Consider the following 24,249-nt stretch of genomic DNA (forward strand, 5'->3'; position numbering starts at 1 on the left):
GGGGCACGGACGCCTTATGGGGGACTGCTCTTGACGCTCCGACAGATTCTGGATGTGCTCTGGAAGCGCAAGTGGATCATCGCCGCCGTCACAATCGCCGCGCTCCTGACCGCAGTCTTCTATCTGCAGGTGCGCACCGTGACGTACGTGAGCTCTTCGCTGGTCCGGCTCAACGACGTCGTCTCGGTGGGCGCGGTGACGGGCGAGGTCGGCGGCGTCGCCGTCGATGTCGGCCAGGAGGCCGCGACATCGCCGGCGGTCCTCGCGGCAGCGGCCGCGCAGCTGGGGGAGGACCCTGCTGCTCTCGCGGGATCCGTTTCGGCCGACGTCGACGACTCGACCGCACTCACGCGGCTCTACATCAGCGCGGTCGGCTCGTCTCCTGATCAGGCGCAAGCTCGTGCGGCGGCACTCACCTCGGCGTACACGGCGCACGTCGATGAGCAGCTGGCGACCGCTCTGGCGACACTGCAGCAGCGACAGACCGACGCGATCGCGGAGGCACGCGCCCTTCAGCAGGAGGTCGCCGACAACCCCGGTGATGCCATCGCCGCGACCAATCTCGCAACCGCGCTCTCGCAGATGACGAGCATCAACCTCTCGATCGAGAGTGTCAACGACGCCGGTGCCGCCACCGCGATCGTGACGGATGCTCAGCCCGGCGAGTCGACGGTGCCGTCCGCGCTCATCGTCCTGCTTCTCGCTCTCGCCACGGGAATCATCGTGAGCATCGCGGCGGCCCTCATCCGAGATCAGTTCGACAACCGGCTGCGAGGCGAGGACGAGATCGAGGGAATCGCCGACGCGCGTTCGCTGGGCGAGCTGAGCTGGGATCGCAGTGTCGCGAACACGACCCCGCCGCTTCCTGTCGCCCACAACGAGCGGACCGATCTGAGCGAGCGCCTGCGCACCCTCCGATCGACGCTCCAGGTCTTCCTGCCGCCCCGGGAGTCGGTCGCCGTCATCACGAGCGTCGAGCCCGGCGACGGCAAGTCGTTCGTCTCCGCGAACCTCGCAATGGCGTGGGCGCGCGCCGGCAAGACCGTGATCCTCGTCGGCGGAGATCTCCGCCGACCCGACCTCGGGCGCTACTTCGGGGAGGCCGCCGACGGCGAGGGCCTCGCCGACATCCTCGACGAGCACGAGATCGGCGAAGCACTGTGGCGCGAGGCGGTCGAGACCCGGCTGAACACGACGAAGTACCGTCGCCTGCGCATCCTCCCCGCCGGTGCCGAACCGCCGGACCCCGCCGACCTGCTGGCGCGACCCGTGCTCGGAGAGGTCGTCGCCCACCTGCGCACGCTCGCCGATGTGGTCATCATCGACTCCCCACCGGCGATCGGCATGGCCGACGCGGCTCTTCTGGCGCTGCAGTCGGACGGCGCGGTCGTGATCGCGTCGGTGCGCAAGACCGACCGGGTGATGCTCGCCGAGACCGTGACGGCGCTGCGGGCCGCAGGGGCCGAAGTCATCGGCGTCGTGGCGAACCGCAGCCGTCGGAAGCTGCCCAAGACCTACTCGGCGTACTACGTGAATCAGCGCGCTGCCGCGGACACGGCCCGTGCATCGAGCACGCCGGACGGCGCCCCCGAGGACACGATGGACGACCTGCGCAAGCTGCTCAACACGACTCCCCGACCGGAATCACGCGGCCGCCTGCGAACGGGCGCGGATGACGGGGAATCGGCCCCCGAGCCCCCGGACTCGTCCGAGGCCGACCGGAAGACGGCAAGCGACGCGTCATGACGGCGTCCCACGACCGGTCCTTCCCCATGAGGTCGCCCGACCCGCAGCCCGGAGTCACCCACGTCCTCATGGTGTGCCAGGCGAACCGCTGCCGCTCCCCTTTCGCGGCGGCGATCGCAGAGCGGCTCGCCGACGACTCGCTGGAGATCCACTCCGGCGGCCTCATGGCCGGCGGCTTCCCCATGCCCAGCGCGGGAATCGAGACCGGCGCCACGCTGGGCATCGACTTCTCGTCGCATCGCAGCCGCGAACTCGACCGTGCCGATCTCGACGGATTCGACCTGATCCTGACCATGGCGAGGGCCCAGGCTCGCGAGTTGGTGGCCGACAACCCCCAGCTGCTCGGCCGGATCTTCACACTCAAGCAGTTCGACCGATGGATCGCCGACCACCCGAAGCCGCGTCGAATGGCGCTGGGCAGCTGGCTCGACAACGTCGCCCAGGATCGGCCGCGCACCGACTTCCTCGGCGACGACGAGAACGACGACATCGCCGACCCCATCAACTCGCCGGCGAGCGGCTGGGTGCAGATGGCTCGCGAGCAGACTCTTCTTCTCGGCCGCATCGTCGCGGCGCTCGGCGCCACGCGCGTCTGATCAGGACTGAATACCATCCAGCACGGTGCGCAGCTGGCCCCAGGATCGCGCCCACGAGTGCTCTTCCGCGCGCCGACGCGCCGCGGCCCCGATTCGAGCGCGCCGCCCGTCGTCGTCGAGCAGCGCGGCGATCGCTTCGCCGAGCGCCCTGTCGTCGTCTGCCTTGACGAGGATCCCGGCTTCTCCCAGCACGCCGGGGATGCCGCCGATGTCGCTCGCGATGACCGGCAGCCCCGTCGCCATGGCCTCTCCGATCGTCAGCCCGCTGGGCTCGGCCCATCGGGACGATGCGATGAAGATGTCGGCCGACTGAAGCAGGGCCGGCAGTGCGGAGCGATCGACGAACGGCTCGAAGGAGACTCCTCCGGCGACCGACGCCGCCAGTGTGCGGAGCTCCTGCTCGTACGCAGAGAGGGCGGCAGCGGAGTCGAACCCCTGGCTGCCGACGATGACGATCTCGACGTCCTCCCGCGCGAGCGCCGCGGCGGCGCGGAGCAGCACGTCGGGACCCTTCTCGGGGACGACTCTGCCGACGAACATGATTCGGAGAGGCGCACCGGCGCTGCGCCTCTGAGGCGGCCGGAAGGCATCCGTGTCGACGCCGTTCTCGACGACGTGGATGCGGGCGGCGACGGCGGGAGAGACGCGGTCGCTCAGGCGATCCGCCAGGTCGGCGCTCACCGCGATGACGGCGCCGGCCGGATCGAGCGCGCGGGTGGCCTCGCGGCGGGACATTCCCCGCGGAAGATCGTTGTGCGCGTAGTAGACGGACGTGTGCCGCGTCGATGCGAGCATGACCGGCAGGACGGGGGCATTGTGGGCGACGACGATCGCCGGCCGCTGCGCACTCAGCGCGTCCACGAGCGGCCGATACGAACGCCGCGACCGAATGCGTGGCAGGCCGATGCGCGACAGGCCGAGGTCGAGACCGCGTTCCCACCCGGCCGGATAGCCCGCGCCGGTGTACTCGATCGCCTCCGCGCTCGCGTAGCGCGGGCGGAAGGTCGATTCGTCGACGAGCACGCTGTGGGCACACTCGGCATCGCCCGCAGCGGCCGAGGCGAGTCCGTGCACCACGGTGGGGATGGCCGAGCCCGTCTGGGGGGAGAAGTGGTCGCCCGGCGTCAGCGCGTGAACGATCCGCTGCATCAGATGCGCACCCCGCGCGTGCGACGCCAGACCGTCTGCACGGGATGCGGGATCCACTCGATGCCTTGGGATCTGTCGCGCTCCTGGATGCCGTAGCAGATGCCGGCGATGATCCACAGGAGCGAAGCGTGCCCGGCGACCCAGTAGAGGTCGAACTGACTCTGCGCGAGCTTCGCGGCGACCACGGCGAGCCCGAGGGTGCCGTAGACGGGGTTCATCCGGGCCAGCGCCCAGAGCGCGCCGGCGAACATGCCGAGGAATCCGATCAGTCCGAGGACTCCGACGGTGGTGAGCACCTCCAGCTCGGCGTTCGGGGGCTGGAAGCCGCCGAAGCCCGTGTGCCAAGTGGTCCACCATCGATGGCCGACGCCGAACATGGGGGACTGCAGCCACACCGTGATCGACATGCCGTACCAGGTGATGCGCTGTGCCGCCGAGCTGAAGTCGTTGTCGGAGGCGAGCTGCGCCACGACCTCCTGATACACGAACCAGCCGACGGGGATGAGGATCAGCCACATCCATCGCGACCGCTTGCCGTTGTGGAAGCGCGGGCGCAGTCCGATGATGAACACCCCGATGAGCGCACCGACGATCGCCTGGCGGGACTGCGCAGCGGCCATCCCGAGGCCGCACACGACGAACGCCGTCCACGCGGCCCAGCGCGGCCAGCCGAGCCACGGCGGGTTGGCGAAGGCGACGACGAGGCCGATCATCAGGAACGCCCCGATCGCGTTCTTGTGCCAAGCGCCGAGATATACAGGCTGGAAGCCGTTGCCCAGCGCGGTGACGGCGGCGACAGCGCCGATCGCGACGCAGATCGCGACGAAGATCCCGAGTGCGAGCCGCGCGTGGCCCTCGCGGCCGATCACGAAGCCCACGATCATCGCGCCGAGGACGAGGACGAGCTCATGTGCCCACTCGATGTAGTTCTCGGCGTATCGGTTGAGAATGAGCTGGGGTGCGGTCAGTGCGATGTAGAACGCGCCGGACCAAAGGAGGGGCTGCATGGTGATGAGCCCGCGCCCGCGCACCAGCAGCAGCGAGACGAGCACCGCGATGCCCAGCAGGAAGTCCGATCCGCTCATCGGGCCGATGCGCTGGACCGCGAACACCGCCGGCACGGCGAGCACAGGCACGAGGGTCAGATCGATCGCCGCGACGGCGACGAGAAGGACGCCCAGCGCGATGTAGAGCGCATAGTCCGGCATCTCCGCGCTCGCGAGCCCCATGGCGCCGCCGAGCACGAGGAGGACGAGCACGCCCAGAATCGTCGTGCTGACTCCCCGAAGCGTCGTGCCTGCGGGCAGGAGGGTCACAGGGCAATCGTAGGGCGCATCCCCCCGTCCCGCGCGCGTGCGGGCGCAGTTAGGGTGTCGGAGTGACCACCTCTCACAGCGAAGAGCAGGCTCGGGTCGTGGTCGTCTCCCACACGGGCGAGCTCGGCGGTGCGGAGGTCGCGCTCGTACGGCTGCTCGATGCTCGCGAACGCGGCCGCTTCGATGTCTCCGCGATCGTGCTCGAGGACGGAGTGCTCCCCGAGCGCTTGCGCAGCGTGGGGGTGCCGACGCGCGTGCTCGAGAGCGGAGACCTCACCCGGGTCACCCGCGCCGCCGCCGCGTCATCGATGACCGCGATCTGGCAGAACGTGAGCGCGTCGCTCGGCGTTGCGCGGAATCTGCGCCGAGCGCTTCGCGACGACGGCGCCGATCTCGTCGTCGCCAACTCGCTCAAGAGTGCGATCCTCGTCTGGATGGCGCGTCCTCGTCGCACGCCGTGGGTGTGGCACCTGCACGATCGCCTCGCGCCGGACTATCTGGCCGGTCCACTGGCGACCGCACTGCGACTGCTCGCGCGCTTCGGGCCGCGGCGCGTCGTCGTGAACTCTCGTGCGACCGCGGCGACCCTGCGGGGTGTGCCGGCCGAACGGATCATCATCGCGTACCCCGGGCTGCCGGAGGCATCGTTCGCAGGAGAACGACCGGTGCGCGATCCCGCAGCCGAGCCCGTCGTCGGGATCGTCGGTCGCATCAGCGCGACGAAGGGTCAACGGGTGTTCGTCGAGGCGGCGCGGCGATTGGCCGCGACGCGGCCGGGTGTGCGGTACCGCATCGTCGGTGGCGCACTCTTCGAGGACGCGCCGGAGGAGCAGGCTCTGCGCGCGCTGGTCGCGGGCTCGACGGAGCTCGCGCCATCCCTCGAATGGACGGGGTGGGTGAGTGACGCGGACGCCGAGATGCGGCGCCTCACGATCGTGGTGCACGCATCCCCTGTTCCCGAGCCGTTCGGTCAGGTGATCGTCGAGGCGATGGCGGCGGGGACCCCCGTGGTCGGCGCGGATGCGGGCGGTGTGCCCGAGATCATCGATCCCGATGCGACGGCGACCCCACTTGCCGACGGGCTGCGTCGCAGCCCCTTCGGCCTCCTGGTGCGTCCTGGCGACGAAAGGGCGTTGGCCGACGCCATCCGATGGATGCTCGACCATCCCGCCGACGCGGGCGAGATGGCGGATGCCGCACGCGCCCTCGCGCGGGACAGATTCGCGATCGAGAACACCTGGTCGACCGTGGCCCGCACCTGGTCGCGCGTTCTCGCCGACCGCAGGTCAGCGTCGCACGTGCGCCGATGAAGCGATGAAGCGCCGGCGCGACACTCGCGTCAGGGCGTGCCGACTCCCGCTCGGCGATCGCGTCGACGTCCGTCGATTCCCGCCCAGACACCCGTGACGAGACCCGCCACCTCGACGACCGAGCGGGTGAGGATGATGGGCGATGTCACGCGTCGCCGCAGCGTCGCCTTCTCACCATCCTCGCCGCGGCCCTTGGCGATGAGCCGGCCGACGAGCGTGAAGTAGTGCCCTTGCTGCCGGAGAGCCGTCACGTAGTAGCGCGGGAGGTATGGGGTGCGCCAGCCGAACACGCGGGCGAGCAGCATGACGTGGTTGCGTCTGGAGTAGTAGAGGTACCGCCGATCGAAGCGCTGGCCGCCGATCTGATACGGGGCTGCGACATGACGAACCAGGGCGCGTGGCGCGAAGACGAGCCGGTGGCCTGCGGCTGTGAGTCGGAGGCAGGTGTCGGACTCCTCGCGCAGACACGTGCCGGGATAGTTGCCGCGAATGCCGCCGATCGCCTCGAGAGCGGTGCGACGGTAGGACTGGTTCGCGCCGAGGAAGTGGTCGACGGCGACGGGTCGGAGCGAGTTCGCGCCGAAGTAGCCCGTGAGGTCGCCGTTGGGCAGCAGCCGCCCGATCGTGCCCACTCCCTCGCGATCCTCTCCCGGGATGCCGTTGTCGGCGCGTCCGCCCACTCCGGCGACCGCGGGGTCGTCGTCATAGACGCGTGTGAGCTCGGCCAGCCACTCGCGATCGACATACGCGTCGTCGTCGATGAACGCCACGATGTCGCCCGTCGCCGCCGCGAGTCCCAGCTGACGCGACTCGGGCATCGTGCCTCTGCCGAGACTGTGGCCGATGTACTCGATGTCGGGGTGCTCGGCCGATACGAGCTCGCGGGTGCGATCGTCGGGCGATCCGTCGACGACGATGATCTGGTGGGGTCGGCGGGTCATCTCGTAGAGATGCCGCAGGCATTCGGCGATGTACTGGGGCCGGGCATAGGTGATGACCACTACGGAGACCGTCGTTCCGGGATTGGTCGGTGTCGTCATGTCAACTCTTCGATTCTGAACGCCTGGCACGGTCGCCCGGGACTGCGGTGCGGAAGACCTTCTCATACTCATCGGCCACACGATCCCAGGTGAACCCGGCCACGGATTGGCGACCGCCGGATCCGAGCCTCGCACGCAGCTCTGCATCGGCGGCCACACGCACGAGTAGTTGGGCCAGCTCCTGGGGATCCTCGGGGTCGAACAGCACCCCGTCGATGCCGTCCGTCATGAACTCCGCCGGGCCGCCTCGCTCCGTGGCGAGGACGGGGATGCCCGATCGCCAGCCCTCGAGGACGACGATCCCGAACGCCTCGACCCGGCTGGGGACGACCTGCGCCAGTGCCCCGTCGAGCAGCGTGCGCACCTGCGTTCGTGGGAGGGCGCCGACGAATCTCACATGCGGACCGACCGCGAGCTCCCGCGCACGCAAGACCAGTGCCTCTCGGTGCGGACCGTCGCCGGCGATCACGAGCTCCGCTCCGTCGAGTCGGTCGCGCGACACCGCATAGGCCTCGATCAAGGTGTCGAAGCCCTTGTTCTCCACGAGGCGACCCACGCCCGCGAAATAACGAGGAGGCAGCGGTGCGGCGAGGGCCACGGCGTCCGTGTCGAGATCGATCCCGTTGCCTACGACGGTCACCTCACGGCGCGGGCCGAAGCGGACGAGATCGGCCGCCGCGTACGCCGAGCACGACGTCACGGCGGCGGCATCGCGCAGCACGTCGGAAAGCGATCGTCGCAGGAGCCGTGACGACGCGAAGGAGTCGTGCGCGTCCATGAACGTCTCGCCGTGGTTCGCGTAGACGAGAGGAACCCCGGCGCGCTTCGCCGCCGCCGCCGCCCACGGGCCGTTGGGTCCGAAGCACTGGATGACGATCACGTCGGGGGCGTCCTGCACGAATGCCTTTCGCCAGGCCGACAGGGCGACCGGAAGCGCAGCTGCGAATCGCAGTACACCACCCGCCGATCGACTGGGCAGCGGGGTCGGCAGATAGCGCAGCGGCCGGCCGTCGTCTTGTGCGGGCACGTCGTCGCCCTGGTCGACGGCCCAGACCATGACCTCGTGGCCGCGGGCGCGCAGTCTCCGTGACAGCTCGTGCACATGCTCCTCGACGCCGCCGAACCGCGGCAGGTAGGAGCTCGCGACGAGAGCGATGCGCATCAGATGCCTTCGCCCGGGAAGTCGCGCACACGACTGACCCGGTAGTGCCGCCACAGTGGCGAGAAGGGCGTTCTCAGCACTGTTGTCCGCGGCTTGCGGGTGGCGTGCAGCCAGAGGCCGTACTTGCCGCTGTGGCGCCACTCCTCGGAATGTCCTGACCAGCCCACCTTGCGGGCGATATCGGCTGCCGACCGCACCCAGCTGTAGTGGATCACGGCGGCGTCAGGGGAGATGACCTCGTTGACGATCGTGTGGGGAGCGGCGGCCGGATCGGTGTTCCACGGCCGGACGTCGACCCGGTACAGGGGGTAATCGGTCTGGCGGGCCAGCCGCAGAGGCACGCCCGCCCGCACCGCGAGCGGGCCGGGAAAGGAGCACGCGAGGCGCCAGAACCTGGTGCTCGCCTCCAGAAAGCGGCCGGGCTTCACTCTCGTGTAGAGCCAGCGCGCGGGGAAGTCGAGCGCCCAGGCTCCCGCGCGGTCGGCGCGCTCCACCATCTCGACGAAGACATCGGGCTCAGGCATGACCTCGTCCGTGTCGAGCTGGAGCACCCAGTCGGCGCCATCCTCGGCTTGACCAAGAGCCGTCTGACGCTGGTAGGTGTCGTTCGCGAGCGGATCGAAACCCTCGCGGGCGAAATGCCCCGGCCGGTAGTCGCACTTCCCGTCGGTGTCGAGCTCGTGCAGGATCTCGAGGCACCGGGCGATGGGAAGGGGCGTGCCAGTCCAGGACATCGCGTTCTCGTCATACGACACGACGATGCGGTCGACGATCGAATAGTAGGAGCGAACGCTCGGGCCGAGGAAGGCGGGGTCACCGAGCATGATGTAAGCGTTGAGTCGCATCTCTCACAGATCTCGTCATGTTCGGTGGTCTGGCGCTCCGATCCTAGCGGGAGCGTGATCCGGTACTGTCTTTGCGATGCGGGAGGGAGGCGAGATGAACGCAGACCTCGGGCTCGTGAGTGTTGTCGTCGCTACGAACCGCAGCTCGCCCTACCTGGCTGAGGCCCTCGATTCCGTCGTCACCCAGACCTACCCGTCGTGGGAGCTGGTGATCGTCGACAACGGTGTGCCCGATCCGGACGCGCTTGCCGACCTCGTCGCCGGCGTATCCCGGGCGAAGGTCGTGCATGTGCCTCCGCCGGTGACGGTCTCGCTTGCCCGCAACGCGGGGGTCGAGGCATCCGTCGGCGATCTCGTCGTCTTTCTCGACGACGACGATGTCTGGCATCCCCGGCGACTGGAGCGCCAGGTCTCCCTGCTGAAGGACGATAGGTCGGCGCCGGCGTCCTACTGCGGCGGATGGCACATGGACGCCGCAGGTCGACCGTTCGACCCTGCCTGGCCCGCAGAACCGGCCCGCGCGGATGAGATGCTTGCGGGCCGAGCGCGGATGCCGCACATCTGCGGAGCGATGCTGATCCGACGGGAGGCGTTCGCCGAGGTAGGCGGATTCAGTCCCGAACTGTCGATGATGGAGGATTTCGAGCTCGCCTTGCGCCTCCTTTCGCGCGGCACTTTCGCGTGCGCGCCCGACGAGCTCGTCGGCTACCGGCGTCACGACGGCAACGCCACCAGCACGGCGATCGACAACGTGCGTCTGCGTCGTGAGGCGGTGGACGGCATCCTGGCCCGCCACGCGTGGGCGGCCGACGCGCGAGGCGACTCGCGTACCGCACAGCTGCTGCGAGAGCACCGGTCGCGCGAGCGCGCGCGGGCCGCGCACGATGCCGGCCTCGCGACGCTCGCCGCGTTACGTCGGGGGCGCTTCGCCGAGGCGGGACGCGAAGCCGCGTGGGGTGTCACGGGTGCTGCAGGGGCGTACTTCGGGGCGATCGTCGGTCGGCTGGCGCGGAAGGGCACGAGCCGGCACCGGTGATAGGGTCAATGGGCGTGTGCGCTCATTCCGAGGCGCCGTTCCTGTGGGGAAGGAGCCGGATGATTGACTCTGCGATCAGCGTTTCACACCTGTCGAAGTCGTACCGAATCCAGGTGGCGGGCGAGCGAGTCGATCGCATAACCTCCGCCGTCCTCAACCGCATCCGCCATCCCCTGACGCGCACCCACTTCGAAGACTTCGACGCGCTGAAAGACCTGACGTTCGAGATCCCCCGCGGCGAGGCCGTGGGCATCGTCGGACGCAACGGCGCGGGCAAGAGCACACTGCTCAAGCTGCTCACGCGAATCACCGCGCCCACCACGGGAACGATCAGCCTCGGTGGTCGTGTGGGTTCACTCCTCGAGGTCGGCACCGGATTCTCGGGCGAGCTGACCGGGCGCGAGAACATCTTCCAGAACGGCGCCCTCCTCGGCATGAGCCGCCAGGAGATCAAGCGCAGGTTCGACGAGATCGTCGACTTCTCCGGCGTCGAGAAGTTCCTCGACGTGCCGGTCAAGCGCTACTCGTCCGGAATGTACGTGCGCCTCGCCTTCTCGGTGGCGGCGCACCTCGAGACCGAGATCCTCGCGATCGACGAGGTGCTCGCCGTCGGTGACGCCGAGTTCCAGCGGAAGTCGCTGGCGAAGATGCGCGACGTCGCCCGGGATGGTCGCACCGTGCTCTACGTCAGCCATCAGATGAACACGGTGACCGCGCTGTGCACGTCGGCTCTCTTTCTCGACAAGGGGCAGCTCGGGTACCACGGATCGGTCGAGGGGGCGATGTCGCGGTACCGCGACACGTTCGAGAAGTTCCAGACCGAGCAGCAGGATGCCGCGTCCCGACCGGGCACCGGATGGCTGCGGCTCACCCGGGTGGCGGTGACGGAGCAGACCCAGGAACCAGCCGACGAGAAGGTCATCGAGTTCAACGTCGGGAAGAACCCGTCGCTCATAGGCAAGTACTTCGTGTCGGCGCACATCACCGACGTCAACGGCGCGGTCGTCGCTCAGTGCGACTCGCGGCTCACGGGGCACTGGTTCGACCCCGAGGAAGATCAGGCGGGTCGCCTCCGGATCAAGAACCTGTGGCTCAAGCCGGGCCGCTACACCGTCGACATGTTCGTGTGCCAGGCGGGCGTACACGACGCGTGGGAGGGCGCCGACGTCATCGAAGTCGTCGAGCACAGCCCCTACCCCGAGCTCGCGGGCGAAGAAGCGCTCTCACACGGCATGGTGCTCGCGGACTTCGATTACGAGGCGGCGTGATGTCTCGCACGATCATCGAGCCTCCCGGCCGATTCAACATGCCGAACTGGCGCGAGGTCTGGGCCGCGCGCGAGATCTTCTGGCGCTTCGGGCAGAAGGACATCCTGCTGCGCTACCGCCAGACGGCCGTCGGCGTCGCGTGGGTGTTCGTGCAGCCGCTCGTCGCTGCGGGGGTCTTCACCATCGTGTTCGGCGGCATTGCGCAGCTTCCGAGCGGTGGCGTGCCCTACTTCATCTTCGCCTTCGCGGGTCAGATGGCCTGGTCGCTCTTCAACAACATCGTCAACCGGGCGTCGACCTCGCTCGTGGCAAACCTCGCGCTGGTTCAGAAGGTCTTCTTCCCGCGCATCATCGTGCCGCTGTCGGTGCTGATCCCGATCCTGCTCGACTTCGCCGTCAGCTTCGGTCTCTTCGTCGTGCTGCTGTTCGTCTTCGGCATCAACCCGGGGTGGCCGATCCTTCTCCTCCCGGTGTGGGTCGTCATGACGGTGCTGCTGGGCCTGGGCCTGGGCCTGGCTGCGTCGTCGTGGATGGTGAAGTACCGCGATGTGCAGTATTTCCTGCCGTGGTTCATGCAGATCCTCATGTACGCCTCGCCCATCGCCTACTCGATGGAGGCTGTCGACGAGAGCGGACTTGAGTGGCTCTTCAACCTCAACCCGATTACGTGGCTCATGGAGGCGTACCGGTGGTCGCTGCTGGGACAGAGTGCGCCCCAGCTGTGGCAGGTGCTGGCTCTCGCCGTCGCAGCACTCGTGTCGATCACTCTCGGCGTCCTGTCGTTCCAGCGCAACGAACGACTCTTCGCCGACGTCATCTGACCAGCCCATGAGCGCTTCGACCCGGCCGCTGCGGATCGCCATGATCTCGTACTACCTTCCCAGCGGCAGCAAGATCGGCGTGGGCTATCAGGCTCACGAGCTCGCGAACGAGCTTGCCCGCCGTGGCCATCGAGTCGACATGCTTTCGGCGTGCCCGCCCGTCGAGGGCGCACTGTACGGTCACCGCGAGCTGCGGCTCGCCGGCAGTCTGCGGACCTTCCGTTTCGCCCTCGCCCTGCGCCGGGTCGACTACTCCGGCTACGACGTCATCCACGCCCACGGCGACGACTACTGGCTGTGGCGTCGTCGCGTGCCGGTCCACGTTCGCACCATGCACGGCACAGGATTCGAAGAGGCGCGGCGCATCCCTGGGTTCAAGGAGAAGCTGCGGATGTTGCTCCTCGGCCTCACCGAGGTGCTCGCATCCGTCGTTGCAGACGTCACCGTGGCCGTCTCGCCGCAGACGAGGCGGTGGATGCCGTGGGTGCGGCGCGTCATCCCGAACGGCGTGGACGCCGGCCGCTTCCGGCCAGACCCGGCCAAGCGAAGCGCGTCGCCGACCATCCTCTTCGTCGGAACGTGGGGCAATCGCAAGCGCGGCAGCGCGCTGGCCCACGCGTTCCAGCGCGACGTGCTCCCGGCGCTCCCCGACGCCCGACTCGAGATGGTCTGCCGCGACGCTCCCGCCGACGCCGGACCGGGAGTCGTTGTTCTCGGCGCTCTCAGCGACGCCGAACTCGTGCAGGCCTACCAGCGCGCGTGGGTGTTCTGTCTGCCGTCGGAGTACGAAGGCTTCGGCATTCCGTATGCCGAAGCGATGGCTTGCGGCCTTCCCGTCGTCGCGACCCCGAACGTGGGCGCGCGGTACGTCACCGACGAGGGGCGCGCCGGAGTGTTGAGCGAGCTGGACGTGATCGGTGCCGCCCTGCTGCGGTTGCTCACCGACGACGCCCGGCGTGCCGAACTGTCGATCGCGAGCGCCGATAGGGCGCACGCGTTCACTCTCTCGTCGGTGGTAGACCGATACGAGACGCTCTACCGCCGCGAGGGCTGAACTCGGAGTGGCTCGCCGGCTACTGTCGCGGCGGCGCGGTTCACCGCCGGCGTAGGCGCCGTCCGACGGCGTCGAACGGAGCCGACGGCGCGATGCGTGCCGCCCAGAAGGCGTCGGACAGTGCCGGGCCCCAGCGCTTTGCGCGCACCTCCCCGCGGGCGTGTCGCATGGCCCCCCACCAGGCGAATCGAGCGTTGGCGCGAAGGCTCTCGCTGTGGGCATCGGCCAGCGCGGAGTCGCCGACGAGCTGGGCACGCGAGCGATGGGTGCGCACGATGCGGTCGATCGACGCGGTCAGCTCGCGGTGCCGGGACGTGTTGTTCCCGCCATGCAGGCGATAGTCGAAGAGTGCCTCGGGCTCGAAAACGAAGTCGCCACGTTCCGAGAGGTTCAGGACGAGGTCCAGATCCTCCGCGAGCGTCAGGCTGGTGTCGAATCCGCCGACAGCCTCGAACTCGGTGCGACGGACCATCAGGTTGCCGAGGAGGATGCCGGTGCGCCGTCGCGCGACGTCGAGCCTGTCGCGGACGGCTGTCTGATCCGCCTCGACCAGTACACGGCCTTCGGCATCGATCGTTCTCATGCCGCAATAGCAGGCGACCGCTGCCGGAGTGGAACTCAGTCGCGTCGCCTGGCGGGAGAGTCTCTCAGGCGCGGAGAGATCATCGTCGTCGAAGAAGACCAAGAGTTCGCCGGTCGCCGCGGACGCGCCTGCGTTGCGAGCCGCGGACACGCCAGCGGGAGAGCGGCGGAGGATGCGCGCAGAAGGGGTCGCCGCCATGACGGTCGCCTCGATCGCCTCCGGGTCGGGCGACCCGTCGTCGACGACGATGACCTCGACGCGGGGATGCGTCTGATCGGCCAAGGATTCGAGTGCCGCCGCGAGGAACGGGCTGACCCGGTTGGTGGCCACGACAACGCTCACGAGCGGGAGGGATGCATCGTCCGCCGGGGCTCCTGGAGCGCGCTGGTGGCCTTGATCCGGCACTTCATCCCCCGCCCGAGTGTCGGTCGCCGAGGCGACTCATCGAGGATAGCGCGGAGGAATCGGGTATGCCGTGAGACTGCGCGAGCGGGAACGGCCCCTGTGCCTGATCGCGGGGGTACATTTAGTGCGGCGAGGGGATGGCTGCCATGTACTACTTCCTTGTTCTTGTGGCGAACCTCATTCCGGGGCGGGCACGTCGGCAGCGGTTCATCGAGTGGGCTCGCTCGCGTTTCAGTCAGCGGGCGATCGTCGAGTCAGCGCTCGCCGAGCAGCGGGTTGTCTTCGAGCGGACCATCTACCGCACCCAGATGTCCGAAGCGCCGGTGATCATGACGGTCGACCAGACTCTGGACGCACTCGTGGGGGGCAAGTCGATCGCCCGCTTCGGCGGCGGCGATCTGTGGACCATGGCGGGCGGGTTCGAACTGTTTCAGAAGCCGGGTTCCGAGCTCACCCGGCGTCTGGAAGAGGTTCTCCGATCAGACGAGCCCGACTTGCTGGTCGCGATCCCGAGCTTCACCTATGAATTGAGCTCGGAACTGTCCGAAGGAATGTGGGAGTACTGCCTGCGTTCGGCGCCGCGGTTGCGCCGCATCCTCAATCCCTACCTGAAGACCGGGACCACCTACGCGGCGACCGAGGTGTCGCTGGCCCACAGCACCTTCGGCGAGGCCTTCGACCGCGAGAGCTATTTCGAGAAGTGCCGGCGCATCTGGGACGGCGAACGGATCGTGATCGTCCACGGTGAGGGCATCTTCGACGGCTACCGCCATGACCTGTTCGGCAATGCCTCCACGGTCACCCACATCGTCGCCCCGAGCAGTGACGCGTTCGAGCATTACGACGACATCCTGAGTCGGACGTTGGAGTCTCCACCCGGGAGCCTCGTGATCGCCATCCTCGGACCGACGGCGACGGTCCTTGCGTACGATCTTCACCGCGCGGGATACCGGGCTCTCGATCTGGGCCACATCTCCAAGTCGTACGAATGGTGGCGGACTGGCAGATCAGCCGCGGGGGAGATCTTCTTCCGCCCGGACTGACCTGCTCCGCCCGACGGAGGGGCTCACTTCTCGAGGGCATGATCGAAGGGCCAGCTCTCGTCCCAGAGCGGGACGATCGTCGGATCGTCGAGCATCAGGCTGACCCGCCAGCTCCGGTCCGCCTGAGTGTCGGAGAGGCGGAACCACGCGTGCGCGAGCGCGACCTGGATGTCACGGAGCACGCGTCCGAACTCGGAATTCGCCGACACGAAACCGGTGCCGTAGATGTCTGCGGCCACGTCGCGGATGTTGAGGACGGTAGACCGCACGGGCATCCCGACAGTGTGGACCCACGCCAGCTCGGCCTTCGTGAGCACACCGCTGGGGCGTTCCGCCGCCACCGAGTCGAGATAGCCGGCATAACCGCGGAGGCTGAAGACCAGCATGTCGAGCGAGGCCATCGCCTCGGTGAGTCGGGACATGTCATGTGCGCCCACGGCGATGCCCGCTGCGCGCTTCGAACGCAGCGTCTCGAGAGTGAGGTCGATGAGGTGCTGAGCCGCACCTGTCATCACCCCCATGAAGGGGAAGAAGTACGGCCGCACCTCGGCGCCGGCATTGAAGCTCCAGCGGCGGGGGATCTCGATCGGCTCGGAGAGGTAGTACGTGGCGCTCCCGGTCGACCGCATTCCCAGAGGGTTCCAATCGTCCGCCTGACGGACCTTGTCCGCCGGCAGCCAGACCCCGAGGAACAGCTGCTCCTCGGTCGTCTCGTCGATCACGGGCTTGCCCGCGGCATCCCAGACCTTCACCCCGGCCAGCCAGCGGTCCGCGTGGTATCCGCCGCTGCCGAGCCGCCACTTCGCCTCGTCGATGCGAATGGTGCCGCCCTCGGTGAGAGTGGCACGGGCGAGCGGGGTGGCCGAGAACACGGTCGGCAGATCAGTGCTCGGGTAGAGCTCGGCGAAGGCCTCGTCATCGAGCCGTCGGGTGAGCTCGCCGTGGGCGCTGATCCAGTGAACGACCCACGCCATGCCAGCGTCGATCCGTGCGATCTGTGTGACTGCCTCGAGCCTCTCGGCATACGTCGCGCCGAGGCCGCCCCTGTTTGCGGGGAAGCCCCACCGGTAGAGACCGCTTGCCCGAAGCGCGCGGCCCGCCAGCGGTGTCGTGCGGCCGATCCGATCGCTCTCTGCCGCCTCTGCCTTCAGAAGCGGCTTCACCGTCTGCAGGTTGCGCAGCACGGCCTCGATCGACGTGGGCTCTTCGAGCCCGAGTGCGAGGATTCGCTCGTCGTCGGCAGGCGCGTCGCCCTTCGGTACGGTCTCGGTGCTCAGCGGGGCTGGAGCATCCCGGCGCATCGTTGCGACGGGAGTCCCCGCCGGCCCCGGCCCCGGTGCCGGCGCGGCAGTCGGCTTCGCGGCGCGGGCTTCCTTCGGGTGATTGCGTCGCCAGCGCCGCCAGAGCAGCAGGCCGACCGCGGTCGCGGCCACGATCGCGATGAGCAGCAGCACCGCCATCATCACCGCCACAAGTGCAATGAGCGCGTCGGTCGTCATGTCGTCCCCCTTGCTAGCGTCGCCCCAGGATCGCGAAGCACGGCCAGGAGTTCATTCTGGCACCGGCAGGCCCGGGTGTCTTCCGCGAGTCACACCCGTCCCAGGCGGCGCCGGAGCGCTCCCGTCGCGCGCATCGCGAAGCGCTCTGCCTGGACGACGAGTGCGAGCCCTCTGCGCACGACCGAGGATCGCTCCGCCCGGGGGAGCATCCCCACAACCGCAGACGGCACGATTCCCGCCCCGATCACCACGTCGAGGAACTCCCGCCGGTCCGGATAGATCTTCGAGGCCTCGGGGTACTGGTCGTAGATGCCGGGATTCATCCCCTCGATTCCGGGCACAGTTCGCAGATGCGCGCACACGGCAGTCCGCGCGAGGCTGCCCGCCGAGAAGCGGCCGAACTCGTGCTGGTACGCGTCGAGGTAGCCCACCGCCACGCCGCCCGCGACGAACACGACGGTCGAGTACACGCATCGGGCGCCGGCCCACAGCTCGAGGACCTTGAGATCGCCGGAGACGCCGAACGCCTCGACCTTGTCGCGAAACGCCTGCTCGGTGCGGTCGTCGAGGGCCACCGCCGTCCCGCCGTGGTCCTGATTCCCCTTCCAGCCCGATGCCTGCATCGCCACGAATCGATCGATCGCCGCAGGATCGGCCGTGGCGTCGTGCAGAGTGAGCGGTCCACCGGCAGCCTCCGCCAACCGGCGGGCGCTCGTGCGAAGGACCCTGCGCGAGCTGTAGCTGCGGTATTCGGGATCGATGTCTGCGGGCAGGATCAGCTGACCCGCCGGGGGCGGCGTCGCGCCCGGCAGTGCGTACGCCCATGCCGCGGAGTGGGTTCCCAGCACGCGCGCCCGGGTCGCGCGTTGGTGTCGCAGTCCCGCAAGCGCGTCGGCGAGCGGACCGGTCGCGGGGTATCCGCGAAGAGTCAGATACCCGCTGCGCAGGTGTGAACGAACCCCTCGGGCGATCGTTGCGAGGGCCTCCGTCGCACGGTCTCTGTCGAGGACGGGATGACTGGGACCGGCCACTGGCGGATCCCACGTGCCGTACCCCTGCAGGCTCGGCACTGTGGGGGCCTCGGTCGGGAATACCCGGAGCAGCCCGAACCACCTGTCGCCCTCTTCGGCGACCAGCAGGAGGTGGCCGCCTTCTTCGCCCAGGCGTTCCGGCGCCAGGAAGCGCGGATCGAGCGCGGCGTTCGCCTCGGCGGCGCGCTGCGACAGGGCCGACCACCGCGTGAAGTCCGACTCGGTCAGGTCGGCTAGTCTGAGCAGCTTCGGCCGCATGGTCGTCCTCCGTTTGCCGCGTCGACTGCCCGTCCCGACGCGTCGTCCCCGCCCTCAAGCCTAGCTGCGAGGGCTGTTTCGACCGAGTGCGCGCCGCCACGGCCTAGCATGGCGCCAGATGGGTGCCGCGCGCAGGCGTCGGCACTGAGTCGTGGGGTTCACGGGCCACGACCGAGCACCTGGGGGAGCGGATGCGGTTCACAATTCAGCCGGCCCCCGATCCGCGCCCATGGCCGTGGGCCGTCGCGCTCGGCGCGATCGCCGTCGCCGTGAGCGTATGGCGGATCGACGACCCGTCGCTGATGGGCGACGAAGCAGTCACGATATCGATTGCGACCCGGTCGCCGGGGGCACTGTGGGCGATGGTGTCGGCCAACATGGATGCGGTCCACGCCGTCTATTACGCCGCCATGCACGCATGGTTCTCCGTCTTCGGGGCGGATGCGGTGGCTCTCCGTGTGCCGAGTGCCATCGCGGTCGGGATCGCTGTCTGCGGAATCGTCCTCATCGGCAGCAGATTCGTCTCGCGCACTGTCGGGATCGTGGCGGGCATTCTGCTCATCGTGACTCCGGCGTCGTTGCTGGTGGCGACGCTCGGGCGTTCCCCCGGGGTTCAGGTCGCGCTGGTCACCTGGCTCGCCTTCGCGCTGCTTCTCGCTCTCGAGCGCGGAAGGGTGTGGCGATGGATCGTCGTCGGGGTGCTCGTCGCGCTGTCTCTGCTCACCTTCCTTTTCACCGCGTTCGTCGTCGTCGCCTTCGGTACTGCCGTTCTGCTGCACCGCCCGTGGCGCGTGCACGCCGTCCCATTCTCGATCTCCGCCATCGCCGGCTCCCTGCCGGCGGTGCCCGTGGCGCTCCTGGGCTATCAGCAGCGAGCTCAGGTCTCGTGGATCGACACGATCGGGTGGGACATCTTCGAGAGCGTGCTCGTCACGCAGTGGTTCTCGGGGACGATTCACGTGGACTCGACCTACCCGGGCTGGGTCGCCTATCTCACCGCTGCTGTCTTCCTTGGACTCGCTGCGCTGGGCGCGGTGGCAGGCGTGCGGCAGGGCGGCGTGGTCCGCGGACTCGCCCAGCTGAGCATCGTGTGGCTGGCCCTGCCGTCGCTTCTGCTCGTTGCCGTCTCCCTCGTGGGGACGCCCTACTACTCGCCGGAGTACCTCACGATGTGCGTTCCCGCCGTCTCGCTGCTTGGAGCACTCGGTGTCGCGGCGGTGGGCGCCCGCTGGCTGCGGGTCGCGCTGGTCGGCGTGCTGGTGGCCTTGTCGGCGCCGCCCTATCTCGCGATGCGCGACGACACCGCCCACGGCACGGACTGGACCGATGTCGCGCGTGCGCTCCAGAACGAGGGGCAGGAGGGGGACGGAGTGCTCATTGAGGACGAGCCATGGGACCAGCCACATCTGCTGTTCGACCTCTACCCCGATGAGACGGCTGGTCTGCGCGACATCACCTTCCACGGGCACGACAATCCCGTCGCGCTGTGGGGGGATCGAACAACCCCCGAGAACCTCGAGGTCGACGTCGGCGTCCAAAGGATCTGGGTCGTCTCCACCGGGGAGCGAAGCGGCGAATGGGACGAGGCCCTCGAGGCGGAGCAGTTCCGCCCGACTGCGGTCGTCGACCTGCCGGTGAGCAAGCTGACGCTGTTCACCCGCTGACATCTGCCCGCGATACGCGCCGCCGCCTCCCGTACCATAAGGTCGAACCGGGGTGTGATGCGGGGACTGGTCGAGGGGGGCACATGCAGGACGGTCGTTTGAGCGTTGCTGTCGTCGGTGCGGGATATTGGGGACCCAATCTCGTACGCAATTTCAATCTCAGCCAGGACTGGCACGTCGCCGCGGTCTGCGACCTCGACCTCGAGCGTGCCGAGCGCCTCGCGCTGACGACCCGATCGGCGGTCGCGGTCCGATCGGTCGAACAGGCGCTTGCCATCGAGGGCGTGGATGCCATCGCGATCGCCACACCGGCCCGCACGCACGAGGCGATTGCGCTCGCGGCGATCGCGGCGGGCAAGCATGTCCTGACCGAGAAGCCCCTCGCGGACAGCGTGGGAAGCGGTGAGCGGATGGTGGCCGCCGCCGAGGCAGCGGGTGTCGTTCTGATGGCCGACCACACCTTCTGCTACACGCCGGCGGTTCTCAAGATCGCCGAGCTCATCCATGAGGGAGAGCTCGGCGACATCACGTTCGTGGACTCGGTGCGCATCAATCACGGTCTTGTGCAGCCCGATGTCGACGTCTTCTGGGACCTTGCTCCCCATGATCTCTCGATCCTGGACTTCATCCTTCCCGACGGACTTCGCCCTCAGGCGGTCTCGGCGCACGGCGGTGATCCGCTGGGGCTCGGAAAGGCCTGCGTCGGGTACCTCGTGATGCAGCTGGCCGACGGCGTGATCGCCCATGTGCACGCGAATTGGCTGAGCCCGACCAAGATCCGTCAGCTCATCGTCGGCGGGACCCGGCGCACGCTGGTGTGGGACGACCTGAATCCGACCCAGCGGGTGAGCGTCTACGACCGGGGCATCGACTTCGTGACCGTGACGGAAGACGCCGAGCGCGCAGCCGCCCAGGTGTCGTACCGATACGGCGACACCTGGGTTCCGGCTCTGCCCGAGGTCGAGGCGCTGTCTCTGATGGTCGGCGAGTTCGCCGCGGCGATTCGCGAGCAGAGGGCACCCCGCACAGACGGCCACGCCGCCTTGCGCGTACTGAAAGTGCTGGATGCAACCTCGAGAAGCCTCGAGGCACACAGTGCTCCGGCCACGGTCGGCGCTGAGAGGGAAGAGACAGTCGCATGACGGAACTCGCGGGCGCCGACGTCCTCGTCACTGGGGGAGCCGGCACGATCGGGTCGACTCTGGTCGATCAGCTGCTGGATGCGGGCGTCGCGCACATCGACGTTGTGGACAACCTCGTGCGCGGTCGGGTCGCGAACCTCGACCGCGCCCTGGCTTCGGGCAGGGTCAGTCTGATCGAGGGCGATGTCCGCGATCGCGACACGGTGCACGACACGGTGAAGGGCAAGGACGTCGTCTTCCACCAGGCCGCGATCCGCATCACGCAGTGCGCCGAGGAACCTCGTCTCGCGCTGGAGACGATGGTGGATGCGACCTTCAACGTGCTCGAAGCCTCCGCCGAGCACGGGGTCGCCAAGCTCGTGGCCGCCTCCTCGGCGTCGGTCTACGGCATGGCCGAGTCGTTCCCGACGAACGAACGTCATCACCCCTACAACAACGACACCTTCTACGGCGCCGCCAAGACCTTCAACGAGGGGATGGCGAAGAGCTTCCGCGCGATGTACGGCCTCGACTACGTCCTTCTGCGCTACTTCAACGTCTACGGGCCGAGGATGGACGTCCACGGGTTCTACACCGAGGTTCTCGTGCGCTGGATGGAGCGCATTGCGGATGGCCTCCCTCCGATCATCTTCGGCGACGGGAAGCAGACGATGGATTTCGTCGTCGCGAAGGACATCGCCCGGGCGAACATCCTCGCGGCCGGGAGCGACGTTCGCGAAGGGGTCTACAACATCGCCAGCGGCACAGAGACGAGCCTGCTCGAGCTCGCCGAATTGCTCCTCAAGGTGATGGATTCCGATCTCGCGGTCGAATTCGCGCCGGCCCGCGTCGTGAACGACGTCGTGCGGCGCCTCGCAGACACGTCGTCGGCTGAACGCGATCTCGGCTTCAGGGCGACGACCGGGCTCGACGAGGGTCTCGCGGAGCTCGTGGAGTGGTGGCGTCCCCTGCGCGAAGACATAGCCGCCGGGCGCACACTCCCGAAGCAGAGCGCATGAGCCGGATCAACGTCATGCGCCCCTGGCTCGGCGCGGAGGAGGTCGAGGCGGTCACCGCCGTCATCGAGTCAGGCTGGGTCGCGCAGGGGCCGAAGGTCGCAGCGTTCGAAGAGGAGTTCGCCGACAAGCAGCAGGCCGCCCATGCCGTCGCCGTCTCGAACTGCACCACGGCCCTCCACCTGGCGCTCAAGGTCACCGGGGTGGGCGCCGGTGATGACGTCGTGGTGCCGTCGTTCTCGTTCATCGCCACGGCGAACGCACCCACGTACGTCGGCGCCCGGCCCGTCTTCGCAGACGTCGATCCGCTCACCGGGAACGTCACTGCCCAGACCGTCGCGGCCGCTCTGACTCCGACCACCCGGGCCGTCATCGTCGTCGATCAGGGGGGCGTCCCCGTCGACCTGGATTCGATCAGGGCGTTGTGCGATCCGCGCGGGATCGTGGTGATCGAGGATGCCGCGTGTGCAGCAGGGTCGACCTACAAGGGTCGACCCGTCGGTGCCGGTGCGGAGATCGCCGCATGGTCGTTTCACCCGCGCAAGATCCTGACGACCGGCGAAGGCGGCATGGTCACGACGTCGCGCGCCGACTGGGCCGCGCGCGCTCGTCGACTCCGCGAGCACGCCATGAGCGTGTCCGCGTCCGCCCGGCATGCGAGCGTCGTCTCGCCCAAGGAAGAGTATGAAGAGATCGGCTTCAACTACCGGATGACCGATCTGCAGGCCGCAGTCGGACGCGTACAGCTTGTGCGACTCGACGAGGTCGTCGACCGTCGCCGTGAGATCGCCGCTGTCTACGCCGAGGCGATCGACGATATCGACGGACTGCGCGCGGTTGCCGATCCGCCGCACGGAACCTGCAACTTCCAGTCCTTCTGGGTCGAGGTCGAGCCCGCGTACCCGCTGAGCCGTGAAGAGCTTCTCGTCTCCCTCGGCGAGGCCGACATCTCCGCACGCCGCGGAATCATGGCCTCTCACCGCGAGGCCGCCTATGCGGACACCGACGTGGATCTCCCGATCACGGAGCGACTCACCGACAACACCCTGATTCTGCCCGTGTTCCACCAGATGACCGCCGACGAGCAGCAGCGCGTGATCGTCGTCCTCCGCGAGGGCGCGATCGGATGAGCCGCTCGGACTCCTGAACGCCCGGCGTGAGCGCAGGGGGTCGGTCGGCCCCTCTACGGCGGTTTGGGGAGCCACGACTCCGGAACGTCACGCAGCTCGGAATCGTAGACGCGCACGTAGTCGACGAGGTACTGAGCCGGCAGTGCGGAATCGTCGATGTCGTCGCCTGGCCAGCGTCCGCCGACGGCGACGTTCATGATGATGTGGGACGGGTTGTCGAAGGTCCAGAGGTTTCCCGTCTCCAGATCTTCCTTGCGGAAGGTTCCGAGTTCGCGACCGTCGACCGAGTAGCTCACCGAGTCCGAGGTCCAGTCCACCGCGTACACATGCCACGCTTCGCTCCACAGAGCGTCGACCGGGAGGGCGTTGACCCAACTCCATGGCGCGTCCGCGTCGGTCACGCCGATGACGCCGCTGTTGAGTTCACGGGCTTGATTGACGTACTCCATCAGGTCGAGCTCTCCTCGACTGGGCCATGGTGCGCCGGGGGTGTGCTCGGTACCCAGCATCCAGAACGCCGACCACAAGCCCACGCCCACCGGGATCTTGATCCGACCCTCTATCCGCCCGTACCGGAACGTCTCGTAGGTCATCAGGCGTGCGGACGTGTATTCGGACGAGATCCCGTCCGCATCCACCGTGGGCTCCTTCTTCACCACGATGTGGAGCGCTCCGTCGGACACGAAGGAGTTCTCGTCGGAGGTGGTGTAGTTCTGCAGTTCCCCGTTCCCCCACCCCCTGGCGCCTTCCATGCGCTTCCACGTCGTCCATCGTGACTCGGAGTCGGTGTCGAACTCGTCGGACCAGACGAGCCCCGTGCCGGCCGTGACGCTTTCGAACGGAAGGGGTGTGGAGGAGTCGGGCGCGGGAGCGGGAGGAGGCATCGACGGGGAGCCGTCGGTGGTCGAGGCGGCTCCGCCGGAGGATGCAGCGCACCCGCACAGCATCCCGCCGACCACGACGGCGACCAGAGTCGACCGCGTGAAGCGCGTGGATCGGGGGTCACCGCGACGCATGTCATGGACCTCCGGGTTGCGCGGCCCCCGGCCGCGATCGTCCGTACCTGCAGTCATGGCCCGCGCGCCGGTCCGGCGTCCTCCGAGCCATGTATCCCCGCGCACAATCGTACCCGCGGTTCGCGGCACCGAGGCGTGCT

21 protein-coding genes are annotated in these 24,249 nt (G+C 68.4%); 12 read left to right on the forward strand and 9 right to left on the reverse strand.

The annotated features are described in order from the left end of the window. Positions 1-30 precede the first annotated feature (30 nt). Both EER34_RS07065 and EER34_RS07070 read left to right on the forward strand, forming a co-directional pair. Positions 31-1,746, forward strand: a complete 1,716-nt coding sequence (locus EER34_RS07065; RefSeq protein ID WP_127473794.1) for a tyrosine-protein kinase domain-containing protein — start codon at positions 31-33, stop codon at positions 1,744-1,746. Continuing rightward, positions 1,743-2,342, forward strand: coding sequence for an arsenate-mycothiol transferase ArsC (locus EER34_RS07070; protein WP_127473795.1), 600 nt, complete (start codon positions 1,743-1,745; stop codon positions 2,340-2,342). The genes EER34_RS07065 and EER34_RS07070 overlap by 4 nt, the downstream gene beginning before the upstream one ends. Here the strand turns inward: EER34_RS07070 and EER34_RS07075 are convergent, their stop codons facing one another. Then, positions 2,343-3,491, reverse strand: a complete 1,149-nt coding sequence (locus EER34_RS07075) for a glycosyltransferase family 4 protein (protein WP_164743472.1) — start codon at positions 3,489-3,491, stop codon at positions 2,343-2,345. Then, the gene (locus EER34_RS17455; protein WP_164743473.1) at positions 3,491-4,807 is read right to left on the reverse strand and encodes an O-antigen ligase family protein; all 1,317 of its coding nucleotides are present in this window, start codon (positions 4,805-4,807) and stop codon (positions 3,491-3,493) included. The genes EER34_RS07075 and EER34_RS17455 overlap by 1 nt, the downstream gene beginning before the upstream one ends. Before the next feature lie 62 nt (positions 4,808-4,869). Between EER34_RS17455 and EER34_RS07080 the strand changes: the two genes are divergently transcribed. Then, complete coding sequence (locus EER34_RS07080) at positions 4,870-6,117, forward strand: glycosyltransferase family 4 protein (RefSeq protein WP_127473796.1); 1,248 nt, start codon at positions 4,870-4,872, stop codon at positions 6,115-6,117. Between the two features lie 29 nt (positions 6,118-6,146). On the opposite strand, the gene EER34_RS07085 is transcribed toward EER34_RS07080, so the two are convergent. Genes EER34_RS07085 through EER34_RS07095 form a run of 3 tightly spaced genes read right to left on the reverse strand, consistent with a single transcriptional unit; the run spans position 6,147 to position 9,143 of the window. Further along, positions 6,147-7,157, reverse strand: coding sequence for a glycosyltransferase family 2 protein (locus EER34_RS07085; protein WP_164743474.1), 1,011 nt, complete (start codon positions 7,155-7,157; stop codon positions 6,147-6,149). A gap of 1 nt (position 7,158) precedes the next feature. Then, positions 7,159-8,319: a glycosyltransferase family 4 protein gene (locus EER34_RS07090; protein WP_127473798.1), complete on the reverse strand. Its 1,161-nt coding sequence runs from the start codon at positions 8,317-8,319 to the stop codon at positions 7,159-7,161. Continuing rightward, the gene (locus tag EER34_RS07095) at positions 8,319-9,143 is read right to left on the reverse strand and encodes a hypothetical protein (RefSeq protein ID WP_127473799.1); all 825 of its coding nucleotides are present in this window, start codon (positions 9,141-9,143) and stop codon (positions 8,319-8,321) included. Before EER34_RS07095 ends, EER34_RS07090 begins: the two co-directional genes overlap by 1 nt. A gap of 115 nt (positions 9,144-9,258) precedes the next feature. On the opposite strand from EER34_RS07095, the gene EER34_RS07100 reads away from it, so the two are divergent. From EER34_RS07100 to EER34_RS07115, 4 genes are read left to right on the forward strand one after another with little or no spacing between them, the layout of a single operon-like run. Beyond that, positions 9,259-10,200: a glycosyltransferase family 2 protein gene (locus EER34_RS07100; protein ID WP_164743475.1), complete on the forward strand. Its 942-nt coding sequence runs from the start codon at positions 9,259-9,261 to the stop codon at positions 10,198-10,200. A 59-nt stretch (positions 10,201-10,259) separates the two neighbouring features. Next, positions 10,260-11,468, forward strand: coding sequence for an ABC transporter ATP-binding protein (locus EER34_RS07105; protein WP_127473801.1), 1,209 nt, complete (start codon positions 10,260-10,262; stop codon positions 11,466-11,468). Further along, the gene (locus EER34_RS07110) at positions 11,468-12,289 is read left to right on the forward strand and encodes an ABC transporter permease (RefSeq protein WP_164743476.1); all 822 of its coding nucleotides are present in this window, start codon (positions 11,468-11,470) and stop codon (positions 12,287-12,289) included. Before EER34_RS07105 ends, EER34_RS07110 begins: the two co-directional genes overlap by 1 nt. 7 nt (positions 12,290-12,296) lie before the next feature. Beyond that, a complete protein-coding gene (locus EER34_RS07115; protein WP_127473803.1) occupies positions 12,297-13,343 on the forward strand; it encodes a glycosyltransferase family 4 protein in 1,047 nt (348 codons plus the stop codon). Positions 13,344-13,383: 40 nt separating this feature from the next. On the opposite strand, the gene EER34_RS07120 is transcribed toward EER34_RS07115, so the two are convergent. Next, complete coding sequence (locus tag EER34_RS07120; protein ID WP_127473804.1) at positions 13,384-14,331, reverse strand: glycosyltransferase family A protein; 948 nt, start codon at positions 14,329-14,331, stop codon at positions 13,384-13,386. A 146-nt stretch (positions 14,332-14,477) separates the two neighbouring features. Here EER34_RS07120 and EER34_RS07125 point away from each other — a divergent pair, with 146 nt between their 5' ends. Then, positions 14,478-15,374 (forward strand): GT-D fold domain-containing glycosyltransferase, encoded by an 897-nt coding sequence (locus EER34_RS07125; protein ID WP_164743478.1) that lies wholly within the window; start codon positions 14,478-14,480, stop codon positions 15,372-15,374. Positions 15,375-15,397: 23 nt separating this feature from the next. On the opposite strand, the gene EER34_RS07130 is transcribed toward EER34_RS07125, so the two are convergent. Next, entirely contained in the window at positions 15,398-16,873 is a 1,476-nt protein-coding gene (locus tag EER34_RS07130) for an acyl-CoA dehydrogenase family protein (protein WP_127473806.1), read from the reverse strand. An 89-nt stretch (positions 16,874-16,962) separates the two neighbouring features. Continuing rightward, positions 16,963-18,162, reverse strand: a complete 1,200-nt coding sequence (locus EER34_RS07135; RefSeq protein ID WP_127473807.1) for a GNAT family N-acetyltransferase — start codon at positions 18,160-18,162, stop codon at positions 16,963-16,965. A gap of 122 nt (positions 18,163-18,284) precedes the next feature. Between EER34_RS07135 and EER34_RS07140 the strand changes: the two genes are divergently transcribed. The 4 genes from EER34_RS07140 (at position 18,285) to EER34_RS07155 (ending at position 23,093) form a co-directional block, all read left to right on the forward strand. Then, a complete protein-coding gene (locus EER34_RS07140; RefSeq protein WP_127473808.1) occupies positions 18,285-19,826 on the forward strand; it encodes a glycosyltransferase family 39 protein in 1,542 nt (513 codons plus the stop codon). 83 nt (positions 19,827-19,909) lie between these two features. Further along, positions 19,910-20,968: a Gfo/Idh/MocA family protein gene (locus EER34_RS07145; protein WP_127473809.1), complete on the forward strand. Its 1,059-nt coding sequence runs from the start codon at positions 19,910-19,912 to the stop codon at positions 20,966-20,968. Further along, positions 20,965-21,966, forward strand: coding sequence for an SDR family NAD(P)-dependent oxidoreductase (locus EER34_RS07150; RefSeq protein WP_127473810.1), 1,002 nt, complete (start codon positions 20,965-20,967; stop codon positions 21,964-21,966). The genes EER34_RS07145 and EER34_RS07150 overlap by 4 nt, the downstream gene beginning before the upstream one ends. Continuing rightward, the gene (locus EER34_RS07155; protein WP_127473811.1) at positions 21,963-23,093 is read left to right on the forward strand and encodes a DegT/DnrJ/EryC1/StrS family aminotransferase; all 1,131 of its coding nucleotides are present in this window, start codon (positions 21,963-21,965) and stop codon (positions 23,091-23,093) included. The genes EER34_RS07150 and EER34_RS07155 overlap by 4 nt, the downstream gene beginning before the upstream one ends. Before the next feature lie 53 nt (positions 23,094-23,146). Here the strand turns inward: EER34_RS07155 and EER34_RS07160 are convergent, their stop codons facing one another. Then, a complete protein-coding gene (locus EER34_RS07160; protein WP_164743479.1) occupies positions 23,147-24,109 on the reverse strand; it encodes a glycoside hydrolase family 16 protein in 963 nt (320 codons plus the stop codon). Positions 24,110-24,249: the final 140 nt, after the last annotated feature.

The organism is Microbacterium sulfonylureivorans (genome assembly GCF_003999995.1).
GTDB classification, from domain to species: Bacteria; Actinomycetota; Actinomycetes; order Actinomycetales; family Microbacteriaceae; genus Microbacterium; species Microbacterium sulfonylureivorans.

Excerpts from the sequence above, each read along its gene's own strand:
- EER34_RS07105 (WP_127473801.1), top strand. The coding sequence starts at position 10,260 with ATGATTGACTCTGCGATCAGCGTTTCACACCTGTCGAAGTCGTACCGA.
- EER34_RS07135 (WP_127473807.1), bottom strand. The coding sequence starts at position 18,162 with ATGCGGCCGAAGCTGCTCAGACTAGCCGACCTGACCGAGTCGGACTTC.
- EER34_RS07125 (WP_164743478.1), top strand. The coding sequence starts at position 14,478 with ATGTACTACTTCCTTGTTCTTGTGGCGAACCTCATTCCGGGGCGGGCA.
- EER34_RS07075 (WP_164743472.1), bottom strand. The coding sequence starts at position 3,491 with ATGCAGCGGATCGTTCACGCGCTGACGCCGGGCGACCACTTCTCCCCC.
- EER34_RS07085 (WP_164743474.1), bottom strand. The coding sequence starts at position 7,157 with ATGACGACACCGACCAATCCCGGAACGACGGTCTCCGTAGTGGTCATC.
- EER34_RS07115 (WP_127473803.1), top strand. The coding sequence starts at position 12,297 with ATGAGCGCTTCGACCCGGCCGCTGCGGATCGCCATGATCTCGTACTAC.
- EER34_RS07160 (WP_164743479.1), bottom strand. The coding sequence starts at position 24,109 with ATGCGTCGCGGTGACCCCCGATCCACGCGCTTCACGCGGTCGACTCTG.
- EER34_RS07090 (WP_127473798.1), bottom strand. The coding sequence starts at position 8,319 with ATGCGCATCGCTCTCGTCGCGAGCTCCTACCTGCCGCGGTTCGGCGGC.
- EER34_RS07095 (WP_127473799.1), bottom strand. The coding sequence starts at position 9,143 with ATGCTCGGTGACCCCGCCTTCCTCGGCCCGAGCGTTCGCTCCTACTAT.
- EER34_RS07155 (WP_127473811.1), top strand. The coding sequence starts at position 21,963 with ATGAGCCGGATCAACGTCATGCGCCCCTGGCTCGGCGCGGAGGAGGTC.
- EER34_RS07145 (WP_127473809.1), top strand. The coding sequence starts at position 19,910 with ATGCAGGACGGTCGTTTGAGCGTTGCTGTCGTCGGTGCGGGATATTGG.
- EER34_RS07150 (WP_127473810.1), top strand. The coding sequence starts at position 20,965 with ATGACGGAACTCGCGGGCGCCGACGTCCTCGTCACTGGGGGAGCCGGC.
- EER34_RS07100 (WP_164743475.1), top strand. The coding sequence starts at position 9,259 with ATGAACGCAGACCTCGGGCTCGTGAGTGTTGTCGTCGCTACGAACCGC.
- EER34_RS07070 (WP_127473795.1), top strand. The coding sequence starts at position 1,743 with ATGACGGCGTCCCACGACCGGTCCTTCCCCATGAGGTCGCCCGACCCG.
- EER34_RS07110 (WP_164743476.1), top strand. The coding sequence starts at position 11,468 with ATGTCTCGCACGATCATCGAGCCTCCCGGCCGATTCAACATGCCGAAC.
- EER34_RS07130 (WP_127473806.1), bottom strand. The coding sequence starts at position 16,873 with ATGACGACCGACGCGCTCATTGCACTTGTGGCGGTGATGATGGCGGTG.